At 75.6% G+C, this 21,576-nt stretch carries 21 protein-coding genes; 10 read left to right on the top strand and 11 right to left on the bottom strand.

Annotation, left to right across the window (positions count from 1 at the left end):
• Window position 1: 1 nt before the first annotated feature.
• Window positions 2–1,660, bottom strand: coding sequence for a hypothetical protein (locus H6H00_RS30065; RefSeq protein WP_185718986.1), 1,659 nt, complete (start codon window positions 1,658–1,660; stop codon window positions 2–4).
• Between the two features lie 52 nt (window positions 1,661–1,712).
• On the bottom strand, window positions 1,713–2,291 hold the full coding sequence (locus H6H00_RS30060; protein ID WP_255425448.1) for a class I SAM-dependent methyltransferase: 579 nt from the start codon (window positions 2,289–2,291) through the stop codon (window positions 1,713–1,715).
• 82 nt (window positions 2,292–2,373) lie between these two features.
• Here H6H00_RS30060 and H6H00_RS30055 point away from each other — a divergent pair, with 82 nt between their 5' ends.
• Both H6H00_RS30055 and H6H00_RS30050 read left to right on the top strand, forming a co-directional pair.
• Complete coding sequence (locus H6H00_RS30055) at window positions 2,374–2,676, top strand: hypothetical protein (protein ID WP_185718985.1); 303 nt, start codon at window positions 2,374–2,376, stop codon at window positions 2,674–2,676.
• Window positions 2,677–2,738: 62 nt separating this feature from the next.
• Entirely contained in the window at window positions 2,739–3,707 is a 969-nt protein-coding gene (locus H6H00_RS30050) for an NADPH:quinone oxidoreductase family protein (protein ID WP_185718984.1), read from the top strand.
• Here H6H00_RS30050 and H6H00_RS30045 read toward each other — a convergent pair.
• Together H6H00_RS30045 and H6H00_RS30040 are read right to left on the bottom strand one after the other, a co-directional pair.
• Entirely contained in the window at window positions 3,697–5,406 is a 1,710-nt protein-coding gene (locus tag H6H00_RS30045; RefSeq protein WP_185718983.1) for a BCCT family transporter, read from the bottom strand. The genes H6H00_RS30050 and H6H00_RS30045 overlap by 11 nt on opposite strands.
• 153 nt (window positions 5,407–5,559) lie before the next feature.
• Complete coding sequence (locus H6H00_RS30040; protein WP_185718982.1) at window positions 5,560–6,030, bottom strand: Lrp/AsnC family transcriptional regulator; 471 nt, start codon at window positions 6,028–6,030, stop codon at window positions 5,560–5,562.
• Between the two features lie 89 nt (window positions 6,031–6,119).
• On the opposite strand from H6H00_RS30040, the gene H6H00_RS30035 reads away from it, so the two are divergent.
• Window positions 6,120–8,384 carry a thiamine pyrophosphate-binding protein gene (locus H6H00_RS30035; RefSeq protein WP_185718981.1) on the top strand — a complete coding sequence of 755 codons (2,265 nt, stop codon included), beginning with the start codon at window positions 6,120–6,122 and terminating at the stop codon, window positions 8,382–8,384.
• A 119-nt stretch (window positions 8,385–8,503) separates the two neighbouring features.
• Window positions 8,504–9,595 carry a calcium-binding protein gene (locus H6H00_RS30030; protein WP_185718980.1) on the top strand — a complete coding sequence of 364 codons (1,092 nt, stop codon included), beginning with the start codon at window positions 8,504–8,506 and terminating at the stop codon, window positions 9,593–9,595.
• A gap of 15 nt (window positions 9,596–9,610) precedes the next feature.
• Here H6H00_RS30030 and H6H00_RS30025 read toward each other — a convergent pair whose 3' ends face one another.
• Window positions 9,611–10,552 carry a proteasome assembly chaperone family protein gene (locus H6H00_RS30025; RefSeq protein ID WP_185718979.1) on the bottom strand — a complete coding sequence of 314 codons (942 nt, stop codon included), beginning with the start codon at window positions 10,550–10,552 and terminating at the stop codon, window positions 9,611–9,613.
• Window positions 10,553–10,651: 99 nt separating this feature from the next.
• Here H6H00_RS30025 and H6H00_RS30020 point away from each other — a divergent pair, with 99 nt between their 5' ends.
• From H6H00_RS30020 to H6H00_RS30010, 3 genes are all read left to right on the top strand, one after another.
• A complete protein-coding gene (locus tag H6H00_RS30020) occupies window positions 10,652–11,971 on the top strand; it encodes an MFS transporter (protein WP_185718978.1) in 1,320 nt (439 codons plus the stop codon).
• A gap of 94 nt (window positions 11,972–12,065) precedes the next feature.
• Window positions 12,066–13,019 carry an ATP-binding protein gene (locus H6H00_RS30015; protein ID WP_185718977.1) on the top strand — a complete coding sequence of 318 codons (954 nt, stop codon included), beginning with the start codon at window positions 12,066–12,068 and terminating at the stop codon, window positions 13,017–13,019.
• Between the two features lie 9 nt (window positions 13,020–13,028).
• Complete coding sequence (locus H6H00_RS30010) at window positions 13,029–13,418, top strand: SCO5389 family protein (RefSeq protein ID WP_185718976.1); 390 nt, start codon at window positions 13,029–13,031, stop codon at window positions 13,416–13,418.
• Window positions 13,419–13,525: 107 nt separating this feature from the next.
• Here the strand turns inward: H6H00_RS30010 and H6H00_RS30005 are convergent, their stop codons facing one another.
• From H6H00_RS30005 to H6H00_RS29995, 3 genes are all read right to left on the bottom strand, one after another.
• Entirely contained in the window at window positions 13,526–14,239 is a 714-nt protein-coding gene (locus H6H00_RS30005) for a PadR family transcriptional regulator (RefSeq protein ID WP_185718975.1), read from the bottom strand.
• A gap of 116 nt (window positions 14,240–14,355) precedes the next feature.
• A complete protein-coding gene (locus H6H00_RS30000; protein ID WP_185718974.1) occupies window positions 14,356–15,939 on the bottom strand; it encodes a thiamine pyrophosphate-binding protein in 1,584 nt (527 codons plus the stop codon).
• Window positions 15,940–15,944: 5 nt separating this feature from the next.
• A complete protein-coding gene (locus H6H00_RS29995) occupies window positions 15,945–16,412 on the bottom strand; it encodes a hypothetical protein (protein WP_185718973.1) in 468 nt (155 codons plus the stop codon).
• 67 nt (window positions 16,413–16,479) lie between these two features.
• Here H6H00_RS29995 and H6H00_RS29990 point away from each other — a divergent pair, with 67 nt between their 5' ends.
• Window positions 16,480–16,863 (top strand): YkvA family protein, encoded by a 384-nt coding sequence (locus H6H00_RS29990; RefSeq protein ID WP_185718972.1) that lies wholly within the window; start codon window positions 16,480–16,482, stop codon window positions 16,861–16,863.
• Between the two features lie 64 nt (window positions 16,864–16,927).
• A complete protein-coding gene (locus H6H00_RS29985; protein ID WP_185722884.1) occupies window positions 16,928–17,866 on the top strand; it encodes an NADP-dependent oxidoreductase in 939 nt (312 codons plus the stop codon).
• 12 nt (window positions 17,867–17,878) lie between these two features.
• On the opposite strand, the gene H6H00_RS29980 is transcribed toward H6H00_RS29985, so the two are convergent.
• The 3 genes from H6H00_RS29980 to H6H00_RS29970 all read right to left on the bottom strand — a co-directional run bounded on the left by H6H00_RS29980 (window position 17,879) and on the right by H6H00_RS29970 (window position 20,824).
• Window positions 17,879–19,054, bottom strand: coding sequence for a hypothetical protein (locus tag H6H00_RS29980; RefSeq protein WP_185718971.1), 1,176 nt, complete (start codon window positions 19,052–19,054; stop codon window positions 17,879–17,881).
• A gap of 88 nt (window positions 19,055–19,142) precedes the next feature.
• The gene (locus H6H00_RS29975; RefSeq protein WP_185718970.1) at window positions 19,143–19,811 is read right to left on the bottom strand and encodes a hypothetical protein; all 669 of its coding nucleotides are present in this window, start codon (window positions 19,809–19,811) and stop codon (window positions 19,143–19,145) included.
• A 5-nt stretch (window positions 19,812–19,816) separates the two neighbouring features.
• Window positions 19,817–20,824 carry a CPBP family intramembrane glutamic endopeptidase gene (locus tag H6H00_RS29970; protein ID WP_185718969.1) on the bottom strand — a complete coding sequence of 336 codons (1,008 nt, stop codon included), beginning with the start codon at window positions 20,822–20,824 and terminating at the stop codon, window positions 19,817–19,819.
• A 100-nt stretch (window positions 20,825–20,924) separates the two neighbouring features.
• Here H6H00_RS29970 and H6H00_RS29965 point away from each other — a divergent pair, with 100 nt between their 5' ends.
• The gene (locus H6H00_RS29965; protein WP_185718968.1) at window positions 20,925–21,569 is read left to right on the top strand and encodes a TetR/AcrR family transcriptional regulator; all 645 of its coding nucleotides are present in this window, start codon (window positions 20,925–20,927) and stop codon (window positions 21,567–21,569) included.
• The last annotated feature ends 7 nt before the right edge of the window (window positions 21,570–21,576 follow it).

The raw sequence follows: 21,576 nt of genomic DNA, 5'->3' as shown, positions 1-21,576 counted from the left end.
ATCAGGGCCGCCGCGCCCGCGCGTCGCACTCCACCCGCGGCTGGGCCCCGGTCGCGACCGGCCGGTGCGCGCGCCTGCTGCGCTCGCGGGCCGGGCTGCCGGTGCGGGCCAGCGCGCGCAGCGCCAGCTCCCGGTGCCGCGGCTCCTCCACCCGGTTGAGGAAGCGCAGGAGCTCCTGCGCGGCGGCCCGCCCCGGACGGGCGGCGACCCACGCGGCCAGCTCGGCGTCGGCCACCTCGGGGCGCGCACGGGCCATCCGGACGCACACGTACTCGACGTCCTCGTCGGCCAGCTCGCCGACCACCGGCACGTGCACCCCGGAGTCGACGAGCATCTCGTGCACCGCCCACAGCCCGATCGGCGTGAGCTCCACCCACGTCGGGTCCGGGTCGTCGCGGCCGGCGAGCTCGGCGAGCTCCTCGTGGTCGTCGGTGTCGAGGCTCTCCGAGAGGTGCACGGCGCCGAGCAGCTCCAGTGCGTCGAGCAGTGCGGTGACGTCGCGGCGCCACAGCCGCTGCTCGACGTCGCCGGCGAGGTCGTCGACCACGCACCCCATCCGCCGGTTGACGGTCTCGCGCACGGCCCGGTGGAAGCGCTCGACCGGGATCGGGTCGCCGCCCGCCGCGTAGAGCTGGTGCAGCAGCAGCGGCAGCGCCTCGCCCAGGCTCATCCCGAACAGCGACGGGGCCCCGAACACGTTGCTGCCGCCGAAGTGCTCACCGATCCGCCCGACGGCCTCGAACGCGCGCCGCCACATCTCGATCGGCCGGCTCAGCAGCGGGGCCGCGCTCTTGACCTGCACCAGCCGCCCGTTGACGATCCGCACCAGCCGGGCCTGCTTCGCCCAGGTCAGCAGCAGCGTGATCTCGGGCAGGTCGTCGCTGGTGCGGGCGCGGGCGCGGGAGAAGTGGTCGAGGTCGAGCTGCTCGGCCACCGACCGGGCGTCGCCGAGCAGCAGGTGCCCCTCGCGGGTGACCGCGCGCCCGGCCCGCACCCAGCGGGTGAACGCGCGCAGCCGCGACAGCGCCACCGACGAGTCGGCCGCGGCCAGCAGGTGCGCCGCCCCGGGCAGGATCACCGGCAGCAGCGGGGGAGGAGGGGACTGCTCGGGGACCCGCTGGCGGCTGGTGATCTCCGCGAGCGCGGCCCGGTCGATCTCCAGCTCCCCGCGGTCGACCCGCTCCAGGAACCGGGTGACCGCGGCCGCGTCACCGGTCGGCACGCCGTGGCGCAGCATCTGCACGGCCCAGAACGTGCCGAGGTCGTGGTTGCGCTCGTCGTCGAGCGCGTCGTGCAGGGCGGGGGTGGAGCCGTCGACCTGGGCGTGCAGCTCGGCGGCCGGGGCCGAGCGGGAGTCGAGCCAGTCGTGCTCGGCGAGGAACCCGATCAGCGCGTGCAGGGCGACGGGGACGGCGTCGCGGTCGTCGTCGCGCAGCGCCACCGTGCGGGGGAACCAGACGGCGAGCGCGTCGGCCACGTGGGCGCGGGTCCAGTGCGCCAGCCGGCCGTCGACGCCGTGCTTGTGGTCCAGCGCGGCGGCGACGAGCGCGGGCTCCACCTCGATGCCCCGGCGCCGGGCCCAGGCGACGATGTGCAGCCGCAGCCGGTCGCGGGCAGCGGCGTAGACCTCCACGTCCTCCGGGCCGAATACGAGTCGCACTCGACCCACCTTGGCACTGCCCGATCGCGGCGATCGACGGGGGTGGGGTGACTCAGCGGCGCACCGGCGTGCGTGCCTCGCGGACCACGGCGGGCGGCAGGTTCCGCCAGACGACCGGCGTGGTCACGACCTGGGCGAAGTGGGTCCGGAGGTCGGCGAGCTGCCGGCGGGCGGGCGGCGCCCAGCGCGTGGCGGAGTAGGCGAACTGGGTGAACACGCCGGTGGGGGCGAGGGCGTCGGCGATCACCCGGTGCAGCGAGCCGTCGGCGAACGCGACCCACGGCAGGCCGCTGACCACGGCGTCCACCTGCGGGATCCCCCGCTCCGCGAGCAGCGCGGGCAGCGTGCGGGCGTCGGCGACGGCCACGTCGACGTCGGGGTGCCGCTGCGTGATCAGCGTCGCCCAGCGCGGGTTGAGCTCGACGGCGAGGTGCCGCGCGGGGGCCCGTTCCCGCAGCGCGCGGGTGAACGCGCCGGTGCCGGGCCCGAGCTCGACGACCGTCGCCCCCGCCGGGACGGCCGCGACCATGGCCGTGGCCAGCGCGGACGAGCTGGGGGCCACCGCCGCGGTGTGCAGCGGGTCGCGGGCGAACTCGCGCAGGAACAGGGCGGTGTCGCCGAGGTACGCCACGCCGGTGACCGTAGGGGCCTTCCGTGAACAGCCCGGGCGATCTAGCGTCGTCGGTGACCACGATCACAGCAGGGGGAGATCCGTGCACCCACACCGCCTCGAGCAGCTCGTCGCCTCGGTCCCGTCCGGGATCTCCGACGACCAGCGCACCCGCCTCGACGCCCACGTCGAGACCGCCGACGGCTGCCGCGCCCGGATCGAGCGCGTGCGGGGCGACCTGCGCCGGGCCCTCGACGGCGGCGGAGGGGACGCGCTGGACCTCGCCTGCGAGCTCGACGGGCTCGAGCGCGTCCAGCAGCGCGTCGACGGCTGGCTGACGACCCTGGTGGAGGAGCTGACCCGCAGCCGCCACTCCGCGCATTACGGCGACGGCGTCCCCGCCTGAGCCCTGCGCCGCCGCCCGCTCCCGGTGCAGGATGACCGTCGACGACGAAGCGGAGGTGGCGCGTGCGCGCAGTGCAGGTGGTGCGGCTGGAGGGCCCGGCGGCGGTGGAGGTGCGGGAGGTCCCCGAGCCGGAGCGCGGGGCCGACCAGGTCCTGGTCGACGTGCGCGCGGCGGGCGTGAACTTCCCCGACGTGCTGCAGAGCAAGGGGCTCTACCAGTACAAGCCCGACCCGCCGTTCACGCTCGGCTCGGAGATCGCCGGCGTGGTGCGCGAGGCCCCGGAGGGGGCCGCGGTGAGCGCGGGCGACCGCGTCTGCGCGTTCACCACGATCGGCGCGTTCGCCGAGGTGGTGGCCGTGCACGCCGACCACGTCTTCCCGCTCCCCGACGAGGTCTCCTTCGCCGCGGGCGCCTGCCTGCCGATGAACTACCTCACCGCGCAGTTCGCGCTGCGCCGCCGCGGCCGGCTCGAGGCCGGGCAGCGGGTGCTCGTGCAGGGCGCGGCGGGCGGCGTCGGCACCGCGTGCGTCCAGCTCGCGGCCGCGCTCGGCGCCGAGGTGGTCGCCGTCGTGTCGACGCCGGAGAAGGCCGAGGTCGCCCGGGCGGCCGGGGCCACGCACACCGTCCTCGCCGACGGCTTCCGCGACGCGGTCAAGGAGCTCGGCGGCGTCGACCTGGTCGTCGACCCGGTGGGCGGCGACCGCTTCACCGACTCCCTGCGCTGCCTGCGCCCCGAGGGCCGGCTGCTGGTCGTCGGGTTCACCGCGGGGGACATCCCCACGGTCAAGGTGAACCGGCTGCTGCTCAACAACGTCGACGTCGTCGGCGTCGGCTGGGGCGCGTTCGCCCTCGGCCGCCCCGGCTACGTCGCGGAGCAGTGGGCCGACCTGGAGCCGCACCTGCGCTCCGGCGCGCTGGACCCGCTGATCAGCGCGACGTTCCCGCTGGAGAAGGCGGACGCGGCGCTCGCCACGATCGACGAGCGCCGCGTCACCGGCAAGGTCGTGCTGGAGACCGCGCCTACTCCTTGATCTTCTTCACCGACAGGTGGAAGTCGTCCCCGTAGTTCCGGGTGCCGTACACCACCGCCTGCTCGACGGCCTCCTGGGAGCGGACGTCCCGCCGCATCAGGGGGTCGTCGCGCAGGTCCTTGGTGAGCGCGACGCACAGCGCCACCATCACGATCGCGAACGGCGCGGCCATGATGATCGTGATGTTCTGGATGCCCTGCAGCGCCTCGTCGCCGGGGCTGACCAGCAGCATGATGATGGCGATCCCGCCCATCACGATGCCCCAGAAGATCACCACCCAGCGCGCGGGCTCGATCGAGCCGCGCGAGGACAGGGTGCCCATGACCACCGACGCGGCGTCGGCGCCGGAGACGAAGAAGATCGCGATGAGCACCATCGCGAGGATGCTGAGCAGGCTGCCGCCCGGCATCGAGCCGAGCAGCCCGAACAGCTGGCCCTCGGTCGACTGGGACGCCAGGCCCACGGCGCCGGTCGGGTCGACCGCGCGCTGCTGGTCGATGGCCGCCCCGCCGAAGATCGCGAACCAGACGAGGCTCACCGCGCTCGGGATGAGGATGACGCCGGTGACGAACTGGCGGATCGAGCGCCCGCGGCTGATCCGGGCGATGAACATGCCGACGAACGGCGTCCAGGAGATCCACCAGGCCCAGTAGAAGACGGTCCAGCCCGACAGCCACTCGGCCGTCGGGTCGCCGCCGTTGGCCGCGGTGCGCGAGGCCATCTCGGAGAGGTTGCCGACGTAGTCGCCGATCGCGGTGGGCAGCAGGTTGAGGATGAGGATGGTCGGCCCGCCGACGAACACGACGACGGCGAGCACGCCCGCCAGCACCATGTTGATGTTGGACAGCCACTGGATGCCCTTGGCGACGCCGGTGACGGCGGAGCAGACGAACGCGATCGTCAGCACCGCGATGATGCCGACGAGCAGCGGCTTGATCGCGTCGGGGACGGGGAAGCCGTTGATCTGCAGGCCCGCACCGATCTGCAGCGCGCCCAGCCCGAGCGAGGCGGCCGAGCCGAACAGCGTCGCGAAGATCGCGAGGATGTCGATGGCCTTGCCCAGCGGGCCCTCGGTGCGCTTCTCGCCGAGCAGCGGCGCGAACGCGGAGCTGATCAGCTGGCGGCGCCCGCGGCGGAACGTCGAGTACGCGATCGCGAGGCCGACCACCGCGTAGATGGCCCACGGGTGCAGCGTCCAGTGGAACAGCGTGGTGGCCATGGCGACGTCGAGCGCCGCCGGGTCGCCCGCGGCCACCGTCCCGGGCGGGGGAGAGGTGAAGTGCGACAGCGGCTCGCTCACGCCGTAGAACATCAGGCCGATGCCCATGCCGGCGCTGAACATCATCGCGATCCACGAGACGGTCCGGAACTCCGGGCCCTCGTCGTCGCGGCCGAGCGGGATCTTGCCGAACCGGCTGAACGCCAGGTAGAGCGCGAACACGACGAACCCGCTCGCGGCCAGCACGAACGCCCAGCCACCGGCGTTCATGATGCCGGACAGGACGGTGGAGGCGACCGCGCTGAGCGTGTCGGTGGACGAGGCCCCCCAGACGATGAACGCGATCACCAGCACGGCGGCGACGCCGAAGATGACGCGGTCGACGGGATGGCGCTGGTCGGCGGCCGGGGCCGCCAGGACGTCGGAGGCCGGCCCGTCCGAGACGGGCTCCTCGCTGCGCGGTGTCTCCTGAATGGTCATCGTCGTCGGCCCCGGTGGAACGGGGCCTCCCCCTCACGGCTCGTGTCCTGCGCCCGTCCGGAGTCCCCCGGACGGACCATTCGGTCGTTCACGACACGATCCGCCCCGTTCACCGGGGACGTCAACCGCAGGAGCGCGATCGCCGCGCGGTTGTCACACGCCGCTGATCCGCTCCAGCAGCGGTCCGAGGCGGTGCTCGACGAGCCGCCGCATCACCAGCGAGGTGGTCGTGCGCTCCACCCCGTCGGTGGCCAGGAGCTGCCCGGCGATGCGGTAGAGGTCGTCGGCGTCGCGGGCGACGACCTGGCAGAGCAGGTCGGCCTCGCCCGACAGCCCCAGCACCTCGACGACCTCCGGCACCCGCTCCAGCGCGTCGGCGACGTCGGCCAGGCGCCGCTGCACGACCTGCACCGAGACGAACGCGGTGAGCGGGTAGCCCAGCGCCGCCGGGTCGATCCGCCGCTCGAAGGAACCGAGCACGCCGCGGGCCTCCAGGGCGGCCAGCCGCGCCTGCACGGTGTTGCGGGAGATCCCGAGCCGCTGCGCCAGCGCGAGCACCGACGCGCGCGGCGCGTCGGTCAGGGCCTGCAGCAGACGGGCGTCGGTGGCGTCCACGCCGGGCATTCTGCCCGAGATCGAGCAGGACGCGGGCGTTCTGCCCAACGAGAACGTCCTCGGTTGTGCACACCTCGTCCCGGTGGTGCAGTGGGGGGATGAGCGACGACGTCCTGCGCACCATCGAGCAGCGGGTCCTGTGGCTGGCGACCGCGATCGTGCACCACGCCAACCGGGTGCGGCCGAACCCGAGCGGGCTGAAGGTCGGCGGGCACCAGGCGTCGAGCGCGTCGATGGTGACGATCATGACCGCGCTCTGGTTCGAGCACCTGCGGCGCGAGGACCGGGTGTCGGTCAAGCCGCACGCCTCGCCCGTCCTGCACGCGATCAACCACCTCCTCGGCGAGCTGCCCGCGGAGAAGCTGGAGACGCTGCGCGAGTTCGGCGGCCTGCAGAGCTACCCGAGCCGCTCCAAGGACCCCGACCCCGTCGACTACTCGACGGGCTCGGTCGGCATCGGCGCCACCGCCCCGATCTGGGGCGCGATCGCCCGCCGCTACGTCCGGGCGGGGGAGGGCCGTCAGTACTCCCTGGTCGGCGACGCCGAGCTCGACGAGGGCGCCTGCTGGGAGGCCGTCCTCGACCCGATGGTCGGCGACCTCGGCGAGATCGTCTGGATCGTCGACCTCAACCGGCAGAGCCTCGACCGCGTCGTCCCCAACATCGGGGCCACCCGTCTGCAGGGCATGTTCGACGCCGCGGGCTGGCAGGTCCTCACCGTCAAGTACGGGGCACTGCTGGAGGAGCTGTTCACCCGCCCCGGCGGCGACGCCCTGCGTGCCCGGATCGACGAGATGCCCAACCCGGAGTACCAGCGGCTGCTCCGCTGCACCCCGGCCCAGCTGCGCGAACGGCTCCCCGGGGACGACGCGAAGCTCGCCGAGCTCGTCGCCGGCCTCGACGACCCGACGCTGCACGCGGCCATCCGCAACCTCGGCGGCCACGACCTCAGCGCCCTGCGCACCGCGTTCGCCGCGATCGACGACACCCGGCCCACGGTGGTCTTCGCCTACACCGTCAAGGGCCACGGCCTGGCCAGCGAGGGACACCCGCAGAACCACTCGTCGCTGCTCACCCACGAGCAGTTCGCGGAGCTGGCCGCCGCCGTCGGCGCCGACGTCGAGGACCCGTGGGCGCCGCTGGCCGACGACGCGGCCGCCGCCGTGTGCGCGGAGGTGGGGGAGCGGCTGCGGCGCGAGCCCGTCACCGTCGAGGCGGTCCCGGCGCTGCCCACCGACATCGGGCGCACCCCGTCCGGCACCGCCACCACGCAGGCGGCGCTGGGCCGGGCGCTGCTCGACCTCACCCGCGCCGCCCCCGAGGCGGCGAAGCGGGTCGTCACGCTGTGCCCGGACGTGTCGAGCTCCACCAACCTCGGCGGCTGGGTCAACAAGGTCGGGGTGTGGGCCGCGCGCGAGCAGGTCGACTGGTTCGCCGACGACCCCGAGACGATCCTGCACTGGCGCGAGCGCCCCGACGGCCAGCACCTGGAGCTGGGCATCGCCGAGACCAACCTGGTGGGGCTGCTCGGCGAGCTGGGGGCCACCTGGAGCCGCTGGGGCGCCCCGCTGCTGCCCATCGGCGTCCTCTACGACCCGTTCGTCGAGCGCGCGCTGGAGCCGTGGTCGTTCGGGATGTACGCGGGCGGGCAGTCGATCCTGGTCGGCACGCCGTCCGGGGTCGCGCTGGCCCCGGAGGGCGGCGCGCACCAGTCGATCACCACGCCGTCGGTGGGCCTGGAGCAGCCGGACTGCACGAGCTACGAGCCCGCGTTCGCGATCGACGTCGAGTGGACCCTGCTGGCGTCGCTGGCCCGGCTCGGCCGCCCCGGCGGCCGGTCGGCCTACCTGCGGCTCTCGACGCGCCCGGTCGACCAGTCGCTCGCCGCGATGCCCGCCGACCCGGCCGCGCGGGAGCGCAGGCGGCGTCAGGTCGTCGCGGGCGCGTACCCGCTGCGCCGCAGCGCCGCGGCCCCGGCCGTGACGATCGCGGTGATGGGGGCGGTGGTGCCGGAGGCGCTCGCCGCGGCGGAGCGCCTGGAGGCGCAGGGCCACCCGTGCGACGTCGTCTGCGTGACGAGCCCCGGGCTCGTGTTCGACGCCGTGCAGGCCCGCGCCGGTCGCGGCGACGCCGAGAGCTGGATCCTCGACGCCGCCTTCCCGGCGCGCCGCGCGGCCCCGCTGGTCACGGTGCTCGACGGGCACCCGCACACGCTCGCGTTCCTGGCCGGGATCAACCGCGTCCCGGCCACCCACCTGGGCGTCTCGCGCTTCGGGCAGTCCGGCGACCTCGAGTCGGTGTTCCGCCACCACGGCCTCGACGCCGACAGCATCGTCGGCGCCGCGCTCGACGTCGTGGGGTAGTCAGGAGTCAAGCTGCTCCATTCGGCCGAGTGAACCGTGGCGAACGGCGCTAACGGACGGTCGCGGGCCGGCGAACCCCGGGGACAGGTCACCACGCCTCGTCACCAGGAGCCGCCGCCATGAACCCCACCCTCGCCCGCACCGGACTCGCCGTCGCGTCCGTCGCCGCCGCGCTCGTCCTCGCCCCCGCCGCGGCGTCCGCCGCCCAGCCCGGCACGACGGTCGTCGTCACCCCCGACGACCTGAAGGGCTGGGCGGTCTCGCCCGCTCCCAACGCCACGGCCTACGAGTTCGTGGCGGGCCCGCAGACCAGCGGCACGGGGGCGGTGCGGTTCGGGCCGATCGCGGCGACCCCGGCGGCGAGCAAGTTCATCATCCAGCGCCTGGTGACGCTGCCGACCGCGACGCTCGGCCTGTCGGTCGACTACTACATCGACCCGGCGGCGGCGAACAAGGCGCCCGAGCAGTACTACGTCAACGTCTACGTCGACAGCGCGCAGGACGCGACCCCGCCCGCGAGCTTCTACGAGTGCCGCTACGACTACGCGGCGACCGCCGGCGGCGACGGCTGGCACACGCTCACCCTCGGGGCGTCCACCGCGGCGACGGCCGTGACCGCGCGCGAGGACCTGACCTGCGGCGACTCCCTCGACGACCTCCCGGCGGGCAGCACGGCGTTCCTGGTCGCGCTCAACGCGGGCGACACCTCGTCGAACGACGCGGGGATCGCGGGCGCCTTCGACACCGCCCGGTTCACCTCCGCCGGCACGACCACCACCTACGACTTCGAGCCGGTGCGGCGCACGGCGTGCCAGAGCGCGCCGCAGCCGGGCCGCACGGGCACCGCGCGGGGCGACGTCGTCCGCGGCACGGCGGCGGGCGACCGCGTCGACCTGCTCGGCGGGGACGACGCCGCGGACCTGCTGGGCGGCGACGACTGCGTCCTGGGCGGAGCCGGGCGCGACGTCCTGCGCACCGGCGACGGGGCCGACGAGATCTCCGGCGGCGCCGACGCCGACACGATCGACGCCGGGGCGGGCGCCGACGTGATCGACGCCGGAGCCGGGCGCGACGTCGTCTCGGCGGGTGCCGGGGACGACGACGTGCGGGTCGCCGACGGCGAGGTCGACGTCGTCGACTGTGGACCCGGCGTCGACGTCGTGCGCGCCGACGCCGGGGACGTGCTGCGCAACTGCGAGACGCGCGTCTGAGCGGGGGGCGGCAGGTCAGCCCGGGGTGACCGGCCCCGGGCCCCCGTCGCCGTCCTTCTCGTCGTCCTGGTCGGCCAGGAACTTCTCCACCTCGGCCGCGAGCTCGTCGGCGCTGGGCAGCTCGCCGGACAGGCCCATGCCGCCGCGCTCGCCGCGCCCGGACGACACCGTGTCGTACTGCCGCTCCAGGGCGGAGACGACCTGCGCCACCTCCTCGGAGCCCGCGACCTGCTCGGCGATCTCCGCCTCCGCGCGCTCCGCGGCGGCCGAGAGCGACTCGGTCGGCAGGTAGAGCCCGGCGGCGAGCCCGACGTGGTCGAGCAGCACGCGCGCGGCCTGCGGGTACTCCGAGCGGGCGAGGTAGTGCGGGACGTGCACCGCGAAGCCCATCGCGTCGTGCCCCGCCTCGCCGAGCCGGAACTCCATCAGCGCGACCGCGCTGCCGGGCACCTCGGCGGTGGCGAACCAGGCCTCGTGGCCCTCGGTCAGCTCCGGGCGCGTGCCGTGCACGGTGACCCCGATGGGTCGGGTGTGCGGCACGGCCATCGGGATCGCGGTGAGGTTGATCACCAGCCGGACGCCGAGCCGCTGCACCAGCTGCTCGACGGCCGCGGAGAACCGCTCCCACTGCGTGTCCGGCTCGGGGCCCGACAGCAGCAGGTACTGCGTGTCGGCGGTGTCGGTGAGCGCGACGATGTCGAGCTCGGGCCCGTGGTAGGCCGCCCAGCGGTCGGACTCGAAGCGCAGCGGGGGCCGCCGCGACCGGTAGTCGACGAGCTGGTCGACGTCGAACCTCACGATCGTCGTCGACGAGCTCCCGCTGGTCTCCAGCGCCTCCAGCGCCAGTCGCCCGGCGTTGCCGGCGTCGACGAAACCGTCCAGCGCCACGATCAGCACGGGCTCCTCGAGCGCCGGGGCGTCGTCCACGATCTCGTACAGCTCGGCCGGTTCCAGCACCGCGCACCTCCCACTTTCCGACGGCGGTCCATTCGCACAACGTGAACCTGCCCGCACAGCATCCCGTTCCGGCCCCCCATCGCGCACCATGGGTGGGACATGGACGCGCTCGCCCCCACCTCGACGCCGAGGACGACCCCCTCCCGCCGCATCTGGGCGGTGTGGGTCGTCGCCCTGTCGGCCTACCTCGTCGGTGTCATGCACCGCACCTCGTTCGGCGTCGCCGGGCTGGAGGCGGCCGACCGGTTCGCCGCCCCGCCCGCGGTCCTGTCCGGGTTCGTGGTGCTGCAGCTGCTGGTCTACGCGAGCCTGCAGATCCCGGTCGGCGTGCTGCTCGACCGGTTCGGGGCCAAGCGGCTCGTCGTGGTCGGGGCGCTGACGATGGCGGCCGGGCAGGTCGCGCTCGCGCTGGCCACGTCGCTGCCGCTGGCCATCGCCGCGCGCGTGCTCGTCGGCACCGGGGACGCGCTGACGTTCATCAGCGTGCTCGCCGTCGTCAACGCCTGGTTCCCGGTGCGCCGGGTCCCGCTGATGACGCAGCTCACCGGCCTGCTCGGGCAGCTCGGGCAGGTGCTCTCCGCGCTGCCGCTCGCCGCGCTGCTCTACGGGCCGGGTTGGACGACCGCGTTCCTCTCGGCCGCGGCGCTCGGCGTGTTCGTCGCGATCGCGGTGCTGCTCGTCGTCCGCAACCGCCCGCCGGGGGCCGCCCCGCCGCCGCCAGCGCCGTCGCCGCGGGAGATCGTCGACGGGCTGAAGAAGTCCTGGCGCGAACCGGGCACGCGGCTCGGGCTCTGGACCCACATGGGCACCCAGTTCTCCGGCACGGTGTTCGCGCTGCTGTGGGGCGTGCCCTACCTGGTCGCCGGGCAGGGGTTCAGCTCCGGACAGGCGAGCGCCCTGCTGACGCTGTTCGTCGCCGTCGGGATCGTCGCGGGGCCGCTGTTCGGCGAGTTCACCGCCCGCCACCCGCTGCGGCGCTCCTGGCTGGTGCTCGCCGTCATCGCGCTGACGGCCGGCACCTGGACGGTCGTGCTGCTGGTGCCGCCGCCCGCCCCGCACTGGCTGCTCGTCGGGCTCGTCGTGGTGCTGGCGCTCGGCGGCCCGGGCTCGATGATCGGCTTCGACTACGCGCGCACGTTCAACCCCGGCCACCGCCAGGGCACCGCGGTCGGGATCGTCAACATCGGCGGGTTCCTCGCGTCGCTGCTGGTCGCGCAGGCCGTCGGTGTGGTGCTCGGGCTCAGTGCGGGCGGGTACTCGCCGGAGGCGTTCCGGGCGGCGTGGACGGTGCAGTACGTGATCTGGGCGTTCGCGACGGTCGGGATCCTCGTCGCCCGACGCCGGGCCCGGCGCAAGCTCGCGGCCGACGGCGTCGTCGTCCCGCCGCTGCGCGAGGTGCTGGCGCGCCGCCGCCGCTGACGCACCGTCGCCCACCCCCGAGCGCTCTCACCCGAAAGTGACAACGCTTATCATCACCGTTCTGGCAGGGTCGGGACGAGTGAGGGGAGGCCGGGTGCGCATCGCGTTCGTCGGCAAGGGCGGTAGCGGGAAGACGACGTCGGCGGCGGTGTTCAGCCGTCACCTCGCCGAGCAGGGGCACCCGGTGCTGGCGATCGACGCCGACATCAACCAGCACCTGGGCCAGGCGCTCGGGTACGACGGGGAGCCGCCGCGCCCGCTGGGGTCGGACCTCGTCTGGCTCAAGGACCACCTGCGCGGCACGAACCCGCGGATCGCCTCGGCCGACTCCATGATCAAGACCACGCCGCCGGGCACGGGGTCGCGGATGCTCGACCTCGACCCCGCGGGCGAGCTGCTCACCCGGTACTCCGTCGAGGTCGCCGGGGTGCGCCACCTCGTCACCGGCGAGTTCGACGAGGCCGACATCGGCGTCTCCTGCTACCACTCCAAGACCGGCGCGGTGGAGCTCTACCTCAACCACCTCGTCGACGGTCCGGGCGAGTACGTCGTCGTCGACATGACCGCGGGTGCCGACGCCTTCGCGTCCGGCCTGTTCACCCGCTTCGACCTGACGGTCCTGGTCAGCGAGCCGACCCGGCGCGGCGTCGGGGTGTTCCGGCAGTACGCCGAGCACGCGGCCGGGCACGGCGTGGCGCTCGCCGTGCTGGGCAACAAGGTCGCCGACGTCGCCGACGTCGACTACCTGCGGGAGCAGGTCGGGGACGCGCTGATCGGCTGGTTCGGGCAGTCGGCGTGGGTGCGGGCCGCGGAGCGGGGGAGCGTCGAGCCGGTCGCCGCGCTCGAGCCGGCGAACCTCGCGGCGCTCGACGCCGTCCGCAGCGCCCTCGACGCCCGCCGGCGCGACTGGGCCGCCTACCACCGCGGCACCGTCGAGTTCCACCTGCGCAACGCCCGGGCCTGGGGCAACCGGGCCGTCGGCACCGACCTCGCCGCCCAGATCGACCCCGGCTTCGTGCCCGGGGTGCTGTCCACCGCCACCCGCTAGGAGAACCGCATGTCGCTCGACGTCCCCACCCCGGTGCTCGACGCCGCCGCGCGCGGCGAGCTGGACGACGCGCAGTTCGTCGCCGTCGTCCGCGACTCGCTGCCCTACGCCTGGTCGACGGTCTCGGCCGCCGTGGCGGACCGGGCCCCGGGCAAGCCGTTCGGGGAGCACGAGGTGCCGCCGCCGTCCGAGCAGGAGCGCGGGCAGCTGCTGCGCGCACTGGCCAGCAACGCGATCCGCGGGGCGCTGGAGCGGCACTTCGGCGTGGTGCTCGCGTTCCAGAACTGCCACCGCGTGGCCGCGTTCGCCCCGGCCGACGTGGACTCGGCGGTCTACCGCGAGTTCATCAGCCCCCGCGGCCAGGTGCTCAACCAGAGCCCGGAGCTGCGGGACTGCTGACCGGCCCCCGCCTCCCCCTCCCCGACGGCAGGAAGGCCACCTCGCCGCCATGACGTGGCGGCGAGGTGGCCTTCCTGCAACTCGGGCCGGGTGGGGACGGGCGGCGGCTACTCGGCGAGCAGCCGGTAGATCGTCTTGCGGGCCTCGGTCAGCGCCGTGGTGGCCGCGGTGACCTGGTCCGGCGTGCCGGCGGCCAGTACCTGCTGCGCGGCGGCGTGGAGCTGGCCGAGCTGCTCCCACAGCTCGCCCGCCTCGCCGTCGGCCCACTCCTCGGCGCTGCGGCCGACCTGCTCCCAGACCGCGTCGAGCTCGGTGCGGTGCTCGGCGACGTAGGTCGTGCCGGCCGCGGTGAGCGAGACGACCCGGCGGCCGTCGGTCTTCTCGACCGAGGCCAGTCCCTCGTCCTCGAGCTGGGAGATGGTGGGGTAGACCGAGCCGGGGCTGGGGCGCCAGGCGCCACCGGACCGCTCGGCGATCTCCTGGATGATCTCGTAGCCGTGTCGCGGCTGCTCGGCGAGCAGGGCGAGGACGGCGGCGCGGATGTCACCGCGCGAGGTGCGGCGTCCGCGACGGCCGCGCGGGCCGCCGGGGAACGGGCCGCCGCGGCCGCCCGGGCCGAACGGCGGGCCGCCGAAGCCGGGGCCGCCGAAGCGGGGCCCGCCGTGCCGTCGGCCGCGGGGGCCGCCGTGGCGGTGCGGTCCGTCGGTGCCGTCGTCGGCCGGGCCGGCGAACGGGGGACGGGCGAACGGGCCGGGACCGGCGGTGTCGGGTGCGCCGAAGCGCGGGTGCCGGGGGCGTCCCCGGAATCGTGGGCTGTTCATGTCGTGTCTCCTGGACGTTGCGAGCCTCCTGCTCCGATAGCACTGAGTAGCTCGTGTGCCATCACGATATATCGCGAAAGGTCGCAGAGCACTGTGCTCTGCGTCACATCAGTGGCTCACTCCGCCCAGCGGGGCGAGGTCGTGCGCGGGGGCAGCAGGACGGCCGGGACGCGCAGCAGGTGCGGCCCGCCCGACGCGACCGCGGCGGCCAGGGGCCCGCGCAGCTCCGCCACCGACGCCACGTCGGTCGCGGGGAGGCCGAACGCGGCGGCGAGCGCGGGGAAGTGGGGCGTCACGAGGTCGACGCCCCGTTCGGGGTGCCCGGCGCGCCGCTGGTCGTAGCGCAGCATCCCGTAGCCGCCGTCGTCGACGACGAGGACGGCGACCGGCAGCCGCTCCTGCACCAGCGTGGCCAGCTCGCCCAGCGCCATCATCAGCCCGCCGTCGCCGCACACCGCGATCACCGGGTGGCCCGCGGCCGCCGCCCCGAGCGCGGCGGGCAGGCCGAAGCCGAGCGTGCCCCAGCCGACGGGGTAGGCGAGCCGTCGCGGTGCGGGCGCCGCGGCGTACCCGCCGACCCAGTACCCGGCGACGGCCATGTCGCAGACCAGGACGGTGTCGGGCGTCCGGGCGTGCTCGACCGCGTCGAGCAGGGTGACGGCCTCGGCGGTGGCGGGGTCGGTGCGCAGGCGGTCGAGCACGGCCTCGCGCAGGCCCGCCGGGGCCCGTCCCGGCGCGGCGGGGGTGCGCGCGACGAGGCCGGCCAGCGCCGCGTCCAGGGGTCCGGTGACGGTCGCGTCCGCCGCCCACTCCGGCGGGTCGACGGGCGGGGCGGCGTCGACGAGCACCAGCCGCGGCGGGCGCGGCATCGTCCAGTTGCGGGTGTTCATGCCGTCGAGGTCGCCGCCGACGGCGAGCAGGACGTCGGCCGAGGCGATCAGCGCCGCGGGCTCGGGCTCGTGCGGCGGCAGGCCGACCGCGGCGGGGTGCCCGGTGGGCGGCACGCCGCGTCCCCGGAAGCTCGCGACGACCGGCGCGGCGAGGTGCACCGCGAGCGCGGCGACCGCGTCGGCGTGGTCGGCCGCGTCACCTCCCGCCCACAGCACGACCCGGGACCCGGCGAGCACGGCCGCGGCCCCGTCGAGGCCGGTGACCGGGGCGGCGACCGGCTCCGCGACCGGCGGCAGCGCGACGGCGGGCTGCCCCAGCACGTCGGCGGGGACGTCGAGGTAGACCGGGCCGCGCGGGTGCGCGAGCGCCGTCGCGGCGGCCTCCTCGATCACCGCGGCGACGTCGGCGGGCGTGCGCGGGGTGAACACCGCCTTCGCGAGCGGGGCGAACAGCGCGGCCTGGTCGCGCGACTCGTGCAGCACCCCGCGCACCCGGCCGGGGCGGCGCAGGGCCTGCGGGATCTCCGAGGCCACCAGCAGCACGGGCGAACGCGCCGCGGCGGCCTCGCCGAACGCCGCCACCGCGTTGGCCGCCCCCGGACCGGTCGTCACGACCGCGGCGCCGAGCCGGCCGGTCGTGCGGGCCCAGCCGTCGGCCGCGTACACCGCCGCCTGCTCGTGCCGCACGACGACCGGGGCCGTCCCGGCGTTCCAGAACGCCAGGTTGTGCACGCCGGGCAGCCCGAACACCGCCGTGGCGCCCCGGCGGCGCACGACGTCGAGGACCTGGCCCGCGACCGTCGTGTCCACCGCCGTCAGCCCGCCGCGCCCGCCACGCAGTTGCGGGCGACGTAGTCGCGGACCCGCTGGCTCGCGGCCGTGTTCTCCGGGGTGTTGACCTGCGCGGTGAACGCGGGGTCGCCGGCGAGCGCGGCGCTGTCGCCGCCGTTGGCGACGAGCGCGTCGAGCTGCAGGTCGACGACCCGCACGTACCGCTCCACGTCGGCCCGGATCTCCTCGGGCGCGGTGTTGAGGAGCTGTGCGGTGCCGGCGCGGACGGCGTCGGCGGTGTTGGTCAGCTGCTCGGCCGGGATCCCCTGGGCGGTGGGGGAGCTGAGCGGGGCGAGCGCGGTGTTGGTCGTGGTGACCGCGGCGCAGAACGGCGACGCCGGGGCGGCGCGCTCGCGGGTGGTGTCGGGGCGGTCGCGGTCGGCCACCGACCCCCCGCAGCCGGCCAGGGCCAGGACCAGCAGGGTCGCCGGCAGCAGTCGTGCGCGCTTCATGATGCGCGCAGGATAGAGGGGCCGGGGTCAGGGGAACGTGTGGGTGCCCGTCGGCGTTGTGTCCGGTGTGCCCACTCTCGGACCACGCCGCGTCGCCGCCTTCCGCGCCATCTGGAAGGCGCTCACGCAGAGCCGCCGCCCCGGCGCCCCCGGCATCGGCGACCGGCTCACGGCCCTGCCCCGCCTCGTCACCGCCGCCGCGTCCGGGCGCTTCCCGGAGGCCCGCGGGCGGCTCGTGCTGATCGTCCTCGGGCTGGCGTACCTGGCGTCGCCGGTCGACCTGGTCCCCGAGCTGTTCCTCGGGCTGATCGGCCTGGGCGACGACGCCGTCGTCGCCCTGTGGATCGCGGGGGCGTTCCTCTCCGAGACCGACCGCTTCCTGTCCTGGGAGCGCACGGCGGGCGCGGGCAGCAGCCGACCGACGGTGATCGACCAGCCACCGCCGAACTGAGCCGATCGCGCCGGTCGCCCCGGCGTCGGGCCGCGCGCCCTGGTAGGAACCGCCCGTGGAGACGATGCGCGCGATCACGCAGCGGACGTTCGGCGGCCCCGAGGTGCTCGTGCTCGGCTCGGCGCCGGTCCCGGAGCCGCTGCCGACCGAGATCCGGGTGCGGGTGGCCGCCGCCGGGGTGAACCCGGTGGACTGGAAGACCCGGGCGGGCTCGGGCATGGCGAAGGTGTTCGGCGAGCCGCCGTTCACCGTGGGCTGGGACGTCGCGGGCACCGTCGACGCCGTCGGCGTCGGCGTCACCCGGTTCGCCGTCGGCGACACCGTGTTCGGGATGCCGTGGTTCCCGCGCCAGGCCGCCGCGTACGCCGAGTTCGTGACGGCCCCGTCGCGGCACTTCGCGCACCGTCCGGCCGGGCTCGGCGAGGTCGCCGCCGCCGCGCTGCCGCTCGCCGGGCTCACCGCGTGGCAGAGCCTCGTCGACATCGCCGCCGTCCAGCCCGGGCAGCGGGTGCTGATCCACGCCGCCGCGGGCGGGGTCGGGCACCTCGCGGTGCAGATCGCGAAGTCGCGCGGGGCGTACGTGATCGGCACCGCGTCGTCGGGCAAGCACGACCTGCTGCACGACCTGGGCGTCGACGAGGCCGTCGACTACCGGCGGGAGGCGTTCGAGCGGGTCGTCGACCCCGTCGACGTCGTGTACGACCTGATCGGCGGCGAGGTCGCCGTGCGCTCGCTCGACGTCCTGCACCCCGACGGGCTGATGGTCTGCCTGCCCTCGGCCGCCGCCGCCGACGCGCTCGCCGCCGCCCGGGAGCGCGGGCTGCGGGCCACCGGGATGATGGTCGAGCCCGACGGCGACGGCCTCGAGGAGCTCGCGCGCCTGGTCGACCAGCGCAACCTGCGCGTCGTCGTCGCGGAGACGTTCCCGCTGGAGCGCGCCTCGCACGCGCACCGCGCCGGGGAGCTCGGGCGCACCACCGGGAAGCTGGTGCTCACCGTCTGACCGTGCCCGCGGTCAGCGGCCGGCCGCCGCCCGCACCCGCTCCACGACCTGCCCGACGCGCTCGCGGACCCCGCGCAGCTCGGTGAGGTAGAACCAGTAGTCCGGGTGGACGCCGTCGAGGCGGTCGACGGCGTTCTGCAGCCGCACCGACTGGGCGTCGAGGACGGGCCCGAACTCGGCCACGACCCCCCGGTCCACGACGAGCCGCTGGGCGTCGCGCACGACGAACCGGGCGTCGGCGGCGTACCGGGCCGGGTCGGCGCGGACGTCGCGCAGCTCCGCGAGCCGGTCGGTGACGGCGTCGGCGCGCTCCTCGGCCCGGCCCAGCTCGGCGCGGGCGGCGGCGATCTGGTCGGCGGCGTCGTCCCAGTCGCCCGCGTCGGCGAGTCGGCGCGCGTCGGCGACCGCGGTGTCGGCCGCGACGAGGGCGGCCTGCGCGCGCCGCTCGGCGTCGTCGAGGTCGCGGGAGCACTTCTCGGAGAACTCCCGGCGCAGGCCGGACAGCGCAGGCGGGATCCGGTCGGTGCGGGTCTGCGCCGCGGCCCGGCGGGTGGCGACGCTGGACAGCGCGGTGCGCACCTGGGCGGCGGTGCGCGGGGCGTCGGCGGCGAGGGTGTGGGCCTCGCGGGCCAGCTCCAGGGTGCGGGCGACGGCGTCGCGGCGCTCGCGCAGGCCCGGGGAGTCCAGCCGCAGGGCGGACTGCTCGGCCGCGGCGAGCCGCTCCTCGGCGCGGCGCGAGCGGACCCCGTCGGTGCCGGCGACGGCCGCACGGGCGTCGACCAGGGCGACCCGGGCCTCGTGCACCGACCGCGGCAGGCCGGTGACCACGTGCGCGGCCTCGTCCAGCACCCGCGCGTGCGACGAGCGGAACCGCCGGATCGCCTCGCGGGCGCGCTCGATCTCCGCGGCGGCCCGCTCGTCGGCGGCGTGGGTGGTGCGCCCGGGCGGGGTGTCGGTGGTGGCGGTCAGGTAGGCCTCGGTGGCGTGGTCGCCGAGCACCGCGACCTGCCGCCACGCCTCACCCAGACGCCGGCCCGTGCCCAGCTCCTCCGCGGCGTCGACCGCCGTGGCCGTGGCCCGCTGCTCGTCGTCGAGGGCGAGGAAGGCCTGGGTGGCGGCGTTGCGGGCGGCGAGGGCGCGGTCGTCCGGAGCCGCGTCCGGGGTGCCCCGGTCGGACCATCGGAACAACCTGTCTCCCCTCGCGCGCCGGGACGACCTCCACGCTACCCGTCCGGGACGCCGCCCGGAGATCGTCGTGGACGGTCGGGTCGAGGGGTCAGGTGGCGGCCCCGCCGTCGAGGAGCCAGTGGTGGCGCAGCCGCATCGCGCGCTCGGCGGCACCGGCCGCCGCAGCGACGCCGAGTGCGAGGTTGAGCCACAGCGGCAGGTCCACCGGCGAGGTGAACGTGCCCCACGCCGCGGCGATCGGCGGGATCCGGGAGACCGGTTCCGCGATCTGCAGCAGGTTCAGGCCGAGCCCGATCAGCAGCACGAGGATCGAGGCGGCCCCGACGATCCCGCTCGCCGTCGGGTGCTCGCGCGCGAAGCGCAGGCGCCGCCCCTCGGCGGACCGCGGGTCCGGGACGAGGCGCCGCACCGTCCCGTCGTCGCCGACGAACCGGCAGCGACGCATGCCCGCCTGGCTGGTGCGGACCTCGACGTGCCCGCCCGCGACGGGGAAGCGCGCCGGCAGCGGCGACTGCAGCCGGAGGCGGCCGTCGACGTACAGCCCGGCGCGGACCACCCCCGTCACGGCGTCCCCGGCGTGCCGGACCTCGACCGTGTGCACGACCGGGCGGCCCTGGACCGGGAGCGTGATCGACAGCACCGAGCGGCTCATCACCTGCCACCAGCGGAAGGGCCGCAGCGCCCGCCCGTCGCCCGGCTCCGCGCGCCTGCTCAGGCGGCGTTCGTTCCAGCTCGCACCCGTCGACCTCGCACCCATCGACGTCACCGGCCCCGCGTCGTCGGGACGGCGGGCGTCCGCGGGGGCGCTGCGGCGGCCTGGGCCGCGCCCGTCGGCCGCGCGTCCTGCGGGGTGCGTGCCGGACCGCCGCGGGTGGCCCACCAGACGGCCGCGGTGAGGAGGACCAGCACCGCGCTGGGGACGAGGTTCGCCCAGGAGCCGACCGCCTCCGACCGGCTCGCGAGCTCGGCGCCGATGTCGACGTGCAGGGCCGTGCCGAGCACGAGCGCGGCGGTGTTGTAGACGCCGTGCACGACGACGGCGACCTCGAGCCCGCCCGTGCGCCAGGTGACGATCGCCGTCGACGAGAACAGCACGAGGTAGGAGGTGAACAGGAACGGGTCGAGCGTCCCGTGCGCGAGCGAGAACAGCACGGTCGTCACGACGATGCCGAGGACCGCCCCGGACCGGGCTCCGCGGGTCCAGCCGCCGAGGACGCGGAACATCAGCCCGCGGAAGCCGTACTCCTCACCGGCCGCGCCGAGCGGGGTCAGCAGCATCCCGATCACGAAGGACCAGACGAGGTCGGCGGTGGTCCACGGGACGGAGTCGACGCCGCCCAGCGCCCCGATCGCCATCACGACGAGGACCGGCGGCCCGAGCACCAGCAGCGACCGGCCGAGGACCCCGAAGCGGAAGCGGCCCGCCACCGAGTGCAGCGACCCCGCGGGCACCCCGTAGAGGACGCGTTGCAGCAGCATCGAGTAGGGGATCAGCGCGGCCAGGGCCAGCGCGCCCGCGGCCTGCCGCAGCGGCGTCGACGGTCCCGACCGTCCGTACAGGGCGGCGTCGAGGACCTCCGAGAGGTGCTGGAACAGGACCGCGAACCCGACGAACCCCGCCACGAGCAGCACGATCGCGAGGAGCCCGCGCAGGATGCGCCGGTCCTGCCCCGCGTACACGCGGTGGTACTCGACGCCGGCCGGCACCGCGGGACCCCGCACCGGGTGGTCACCTCGCAGGAGCCAGGGCTGGTGGTCGGTCGTCGTCATCGTCTCTCCCCGCGGTCGACTAGCACAGTGTGATAGTCCGGGAAGCTAGCACACTGTGATAGACAGTGGCGGCGGACAGCCGGAGAGGAGGAGCGGACGCATGGGGCGGAGCACGCGAGACAAGATCCTGATCGCTGCGGCGACGATGCTCGGCGAGGACCCGACGGCCCGGCTCAGCGTGCGCGCGGTCGCCGCCCGGGCCGGCGTCAGCACCGGGTCGCTGCGCCACTTCTTCCCGACGCAGCGGGAACTGGTCGACACCGTGGTCGCCGGCATCCACACCCTCGAGCTGCCCGACGACCCGATGCAGGACCCCGCACGCACGCCGGCCGAACGGCTCGAGGCCTGCCTGCGACTGCTGCTGGCGCAGGTGGGGACGGGCGAGCCGGCGCGCGAGCACTGGCGCGCACAGCACGCGGCCTACGTCGCGTCGCCCCCGTCCGACGACGCCGTCCACGCCTTCCTGGCGCTCGAACGGCTCGCCGTGCACCGCGTCGGGAAGTGGCTGGCCCACCTCCGCGACGAGGGGGCGCTCGCGCCCGGCGAGCTCGAGCACCACGCCCGGTTCCTGCTGACCGTCGTCACCGGCCTCCTGGCGGAGCGCGCCCTGCCCGGCGACCGGACGCGGCTCGCGTTCGAGGCGCACACGCTCGCGACCGCCGCTGCGGCCGTCCTGCGGCCGGCCGGGTCACCGGTGCGACCGGCCGGGGTCCGGGCGACGGCGGACGATCGGGCGGCGCTCTAGGATCACC

The organism is Pseudonocardia petroleophila, from assembly GCF_014235185.1.
Taxonomy (GTDB): domain Bacteria; phylum Actinomycetota; class Actinomycetes; order Mycobacteriales; family Pseudonocardiaceae; genus Pseudonocardia; species Pseudonocardia petroleophila.
The sequence above is the reverse complement of the archived record's forward strand: the minus strand, read 5'-3'. Positions and strand labels throughout refer to the sequence as shown.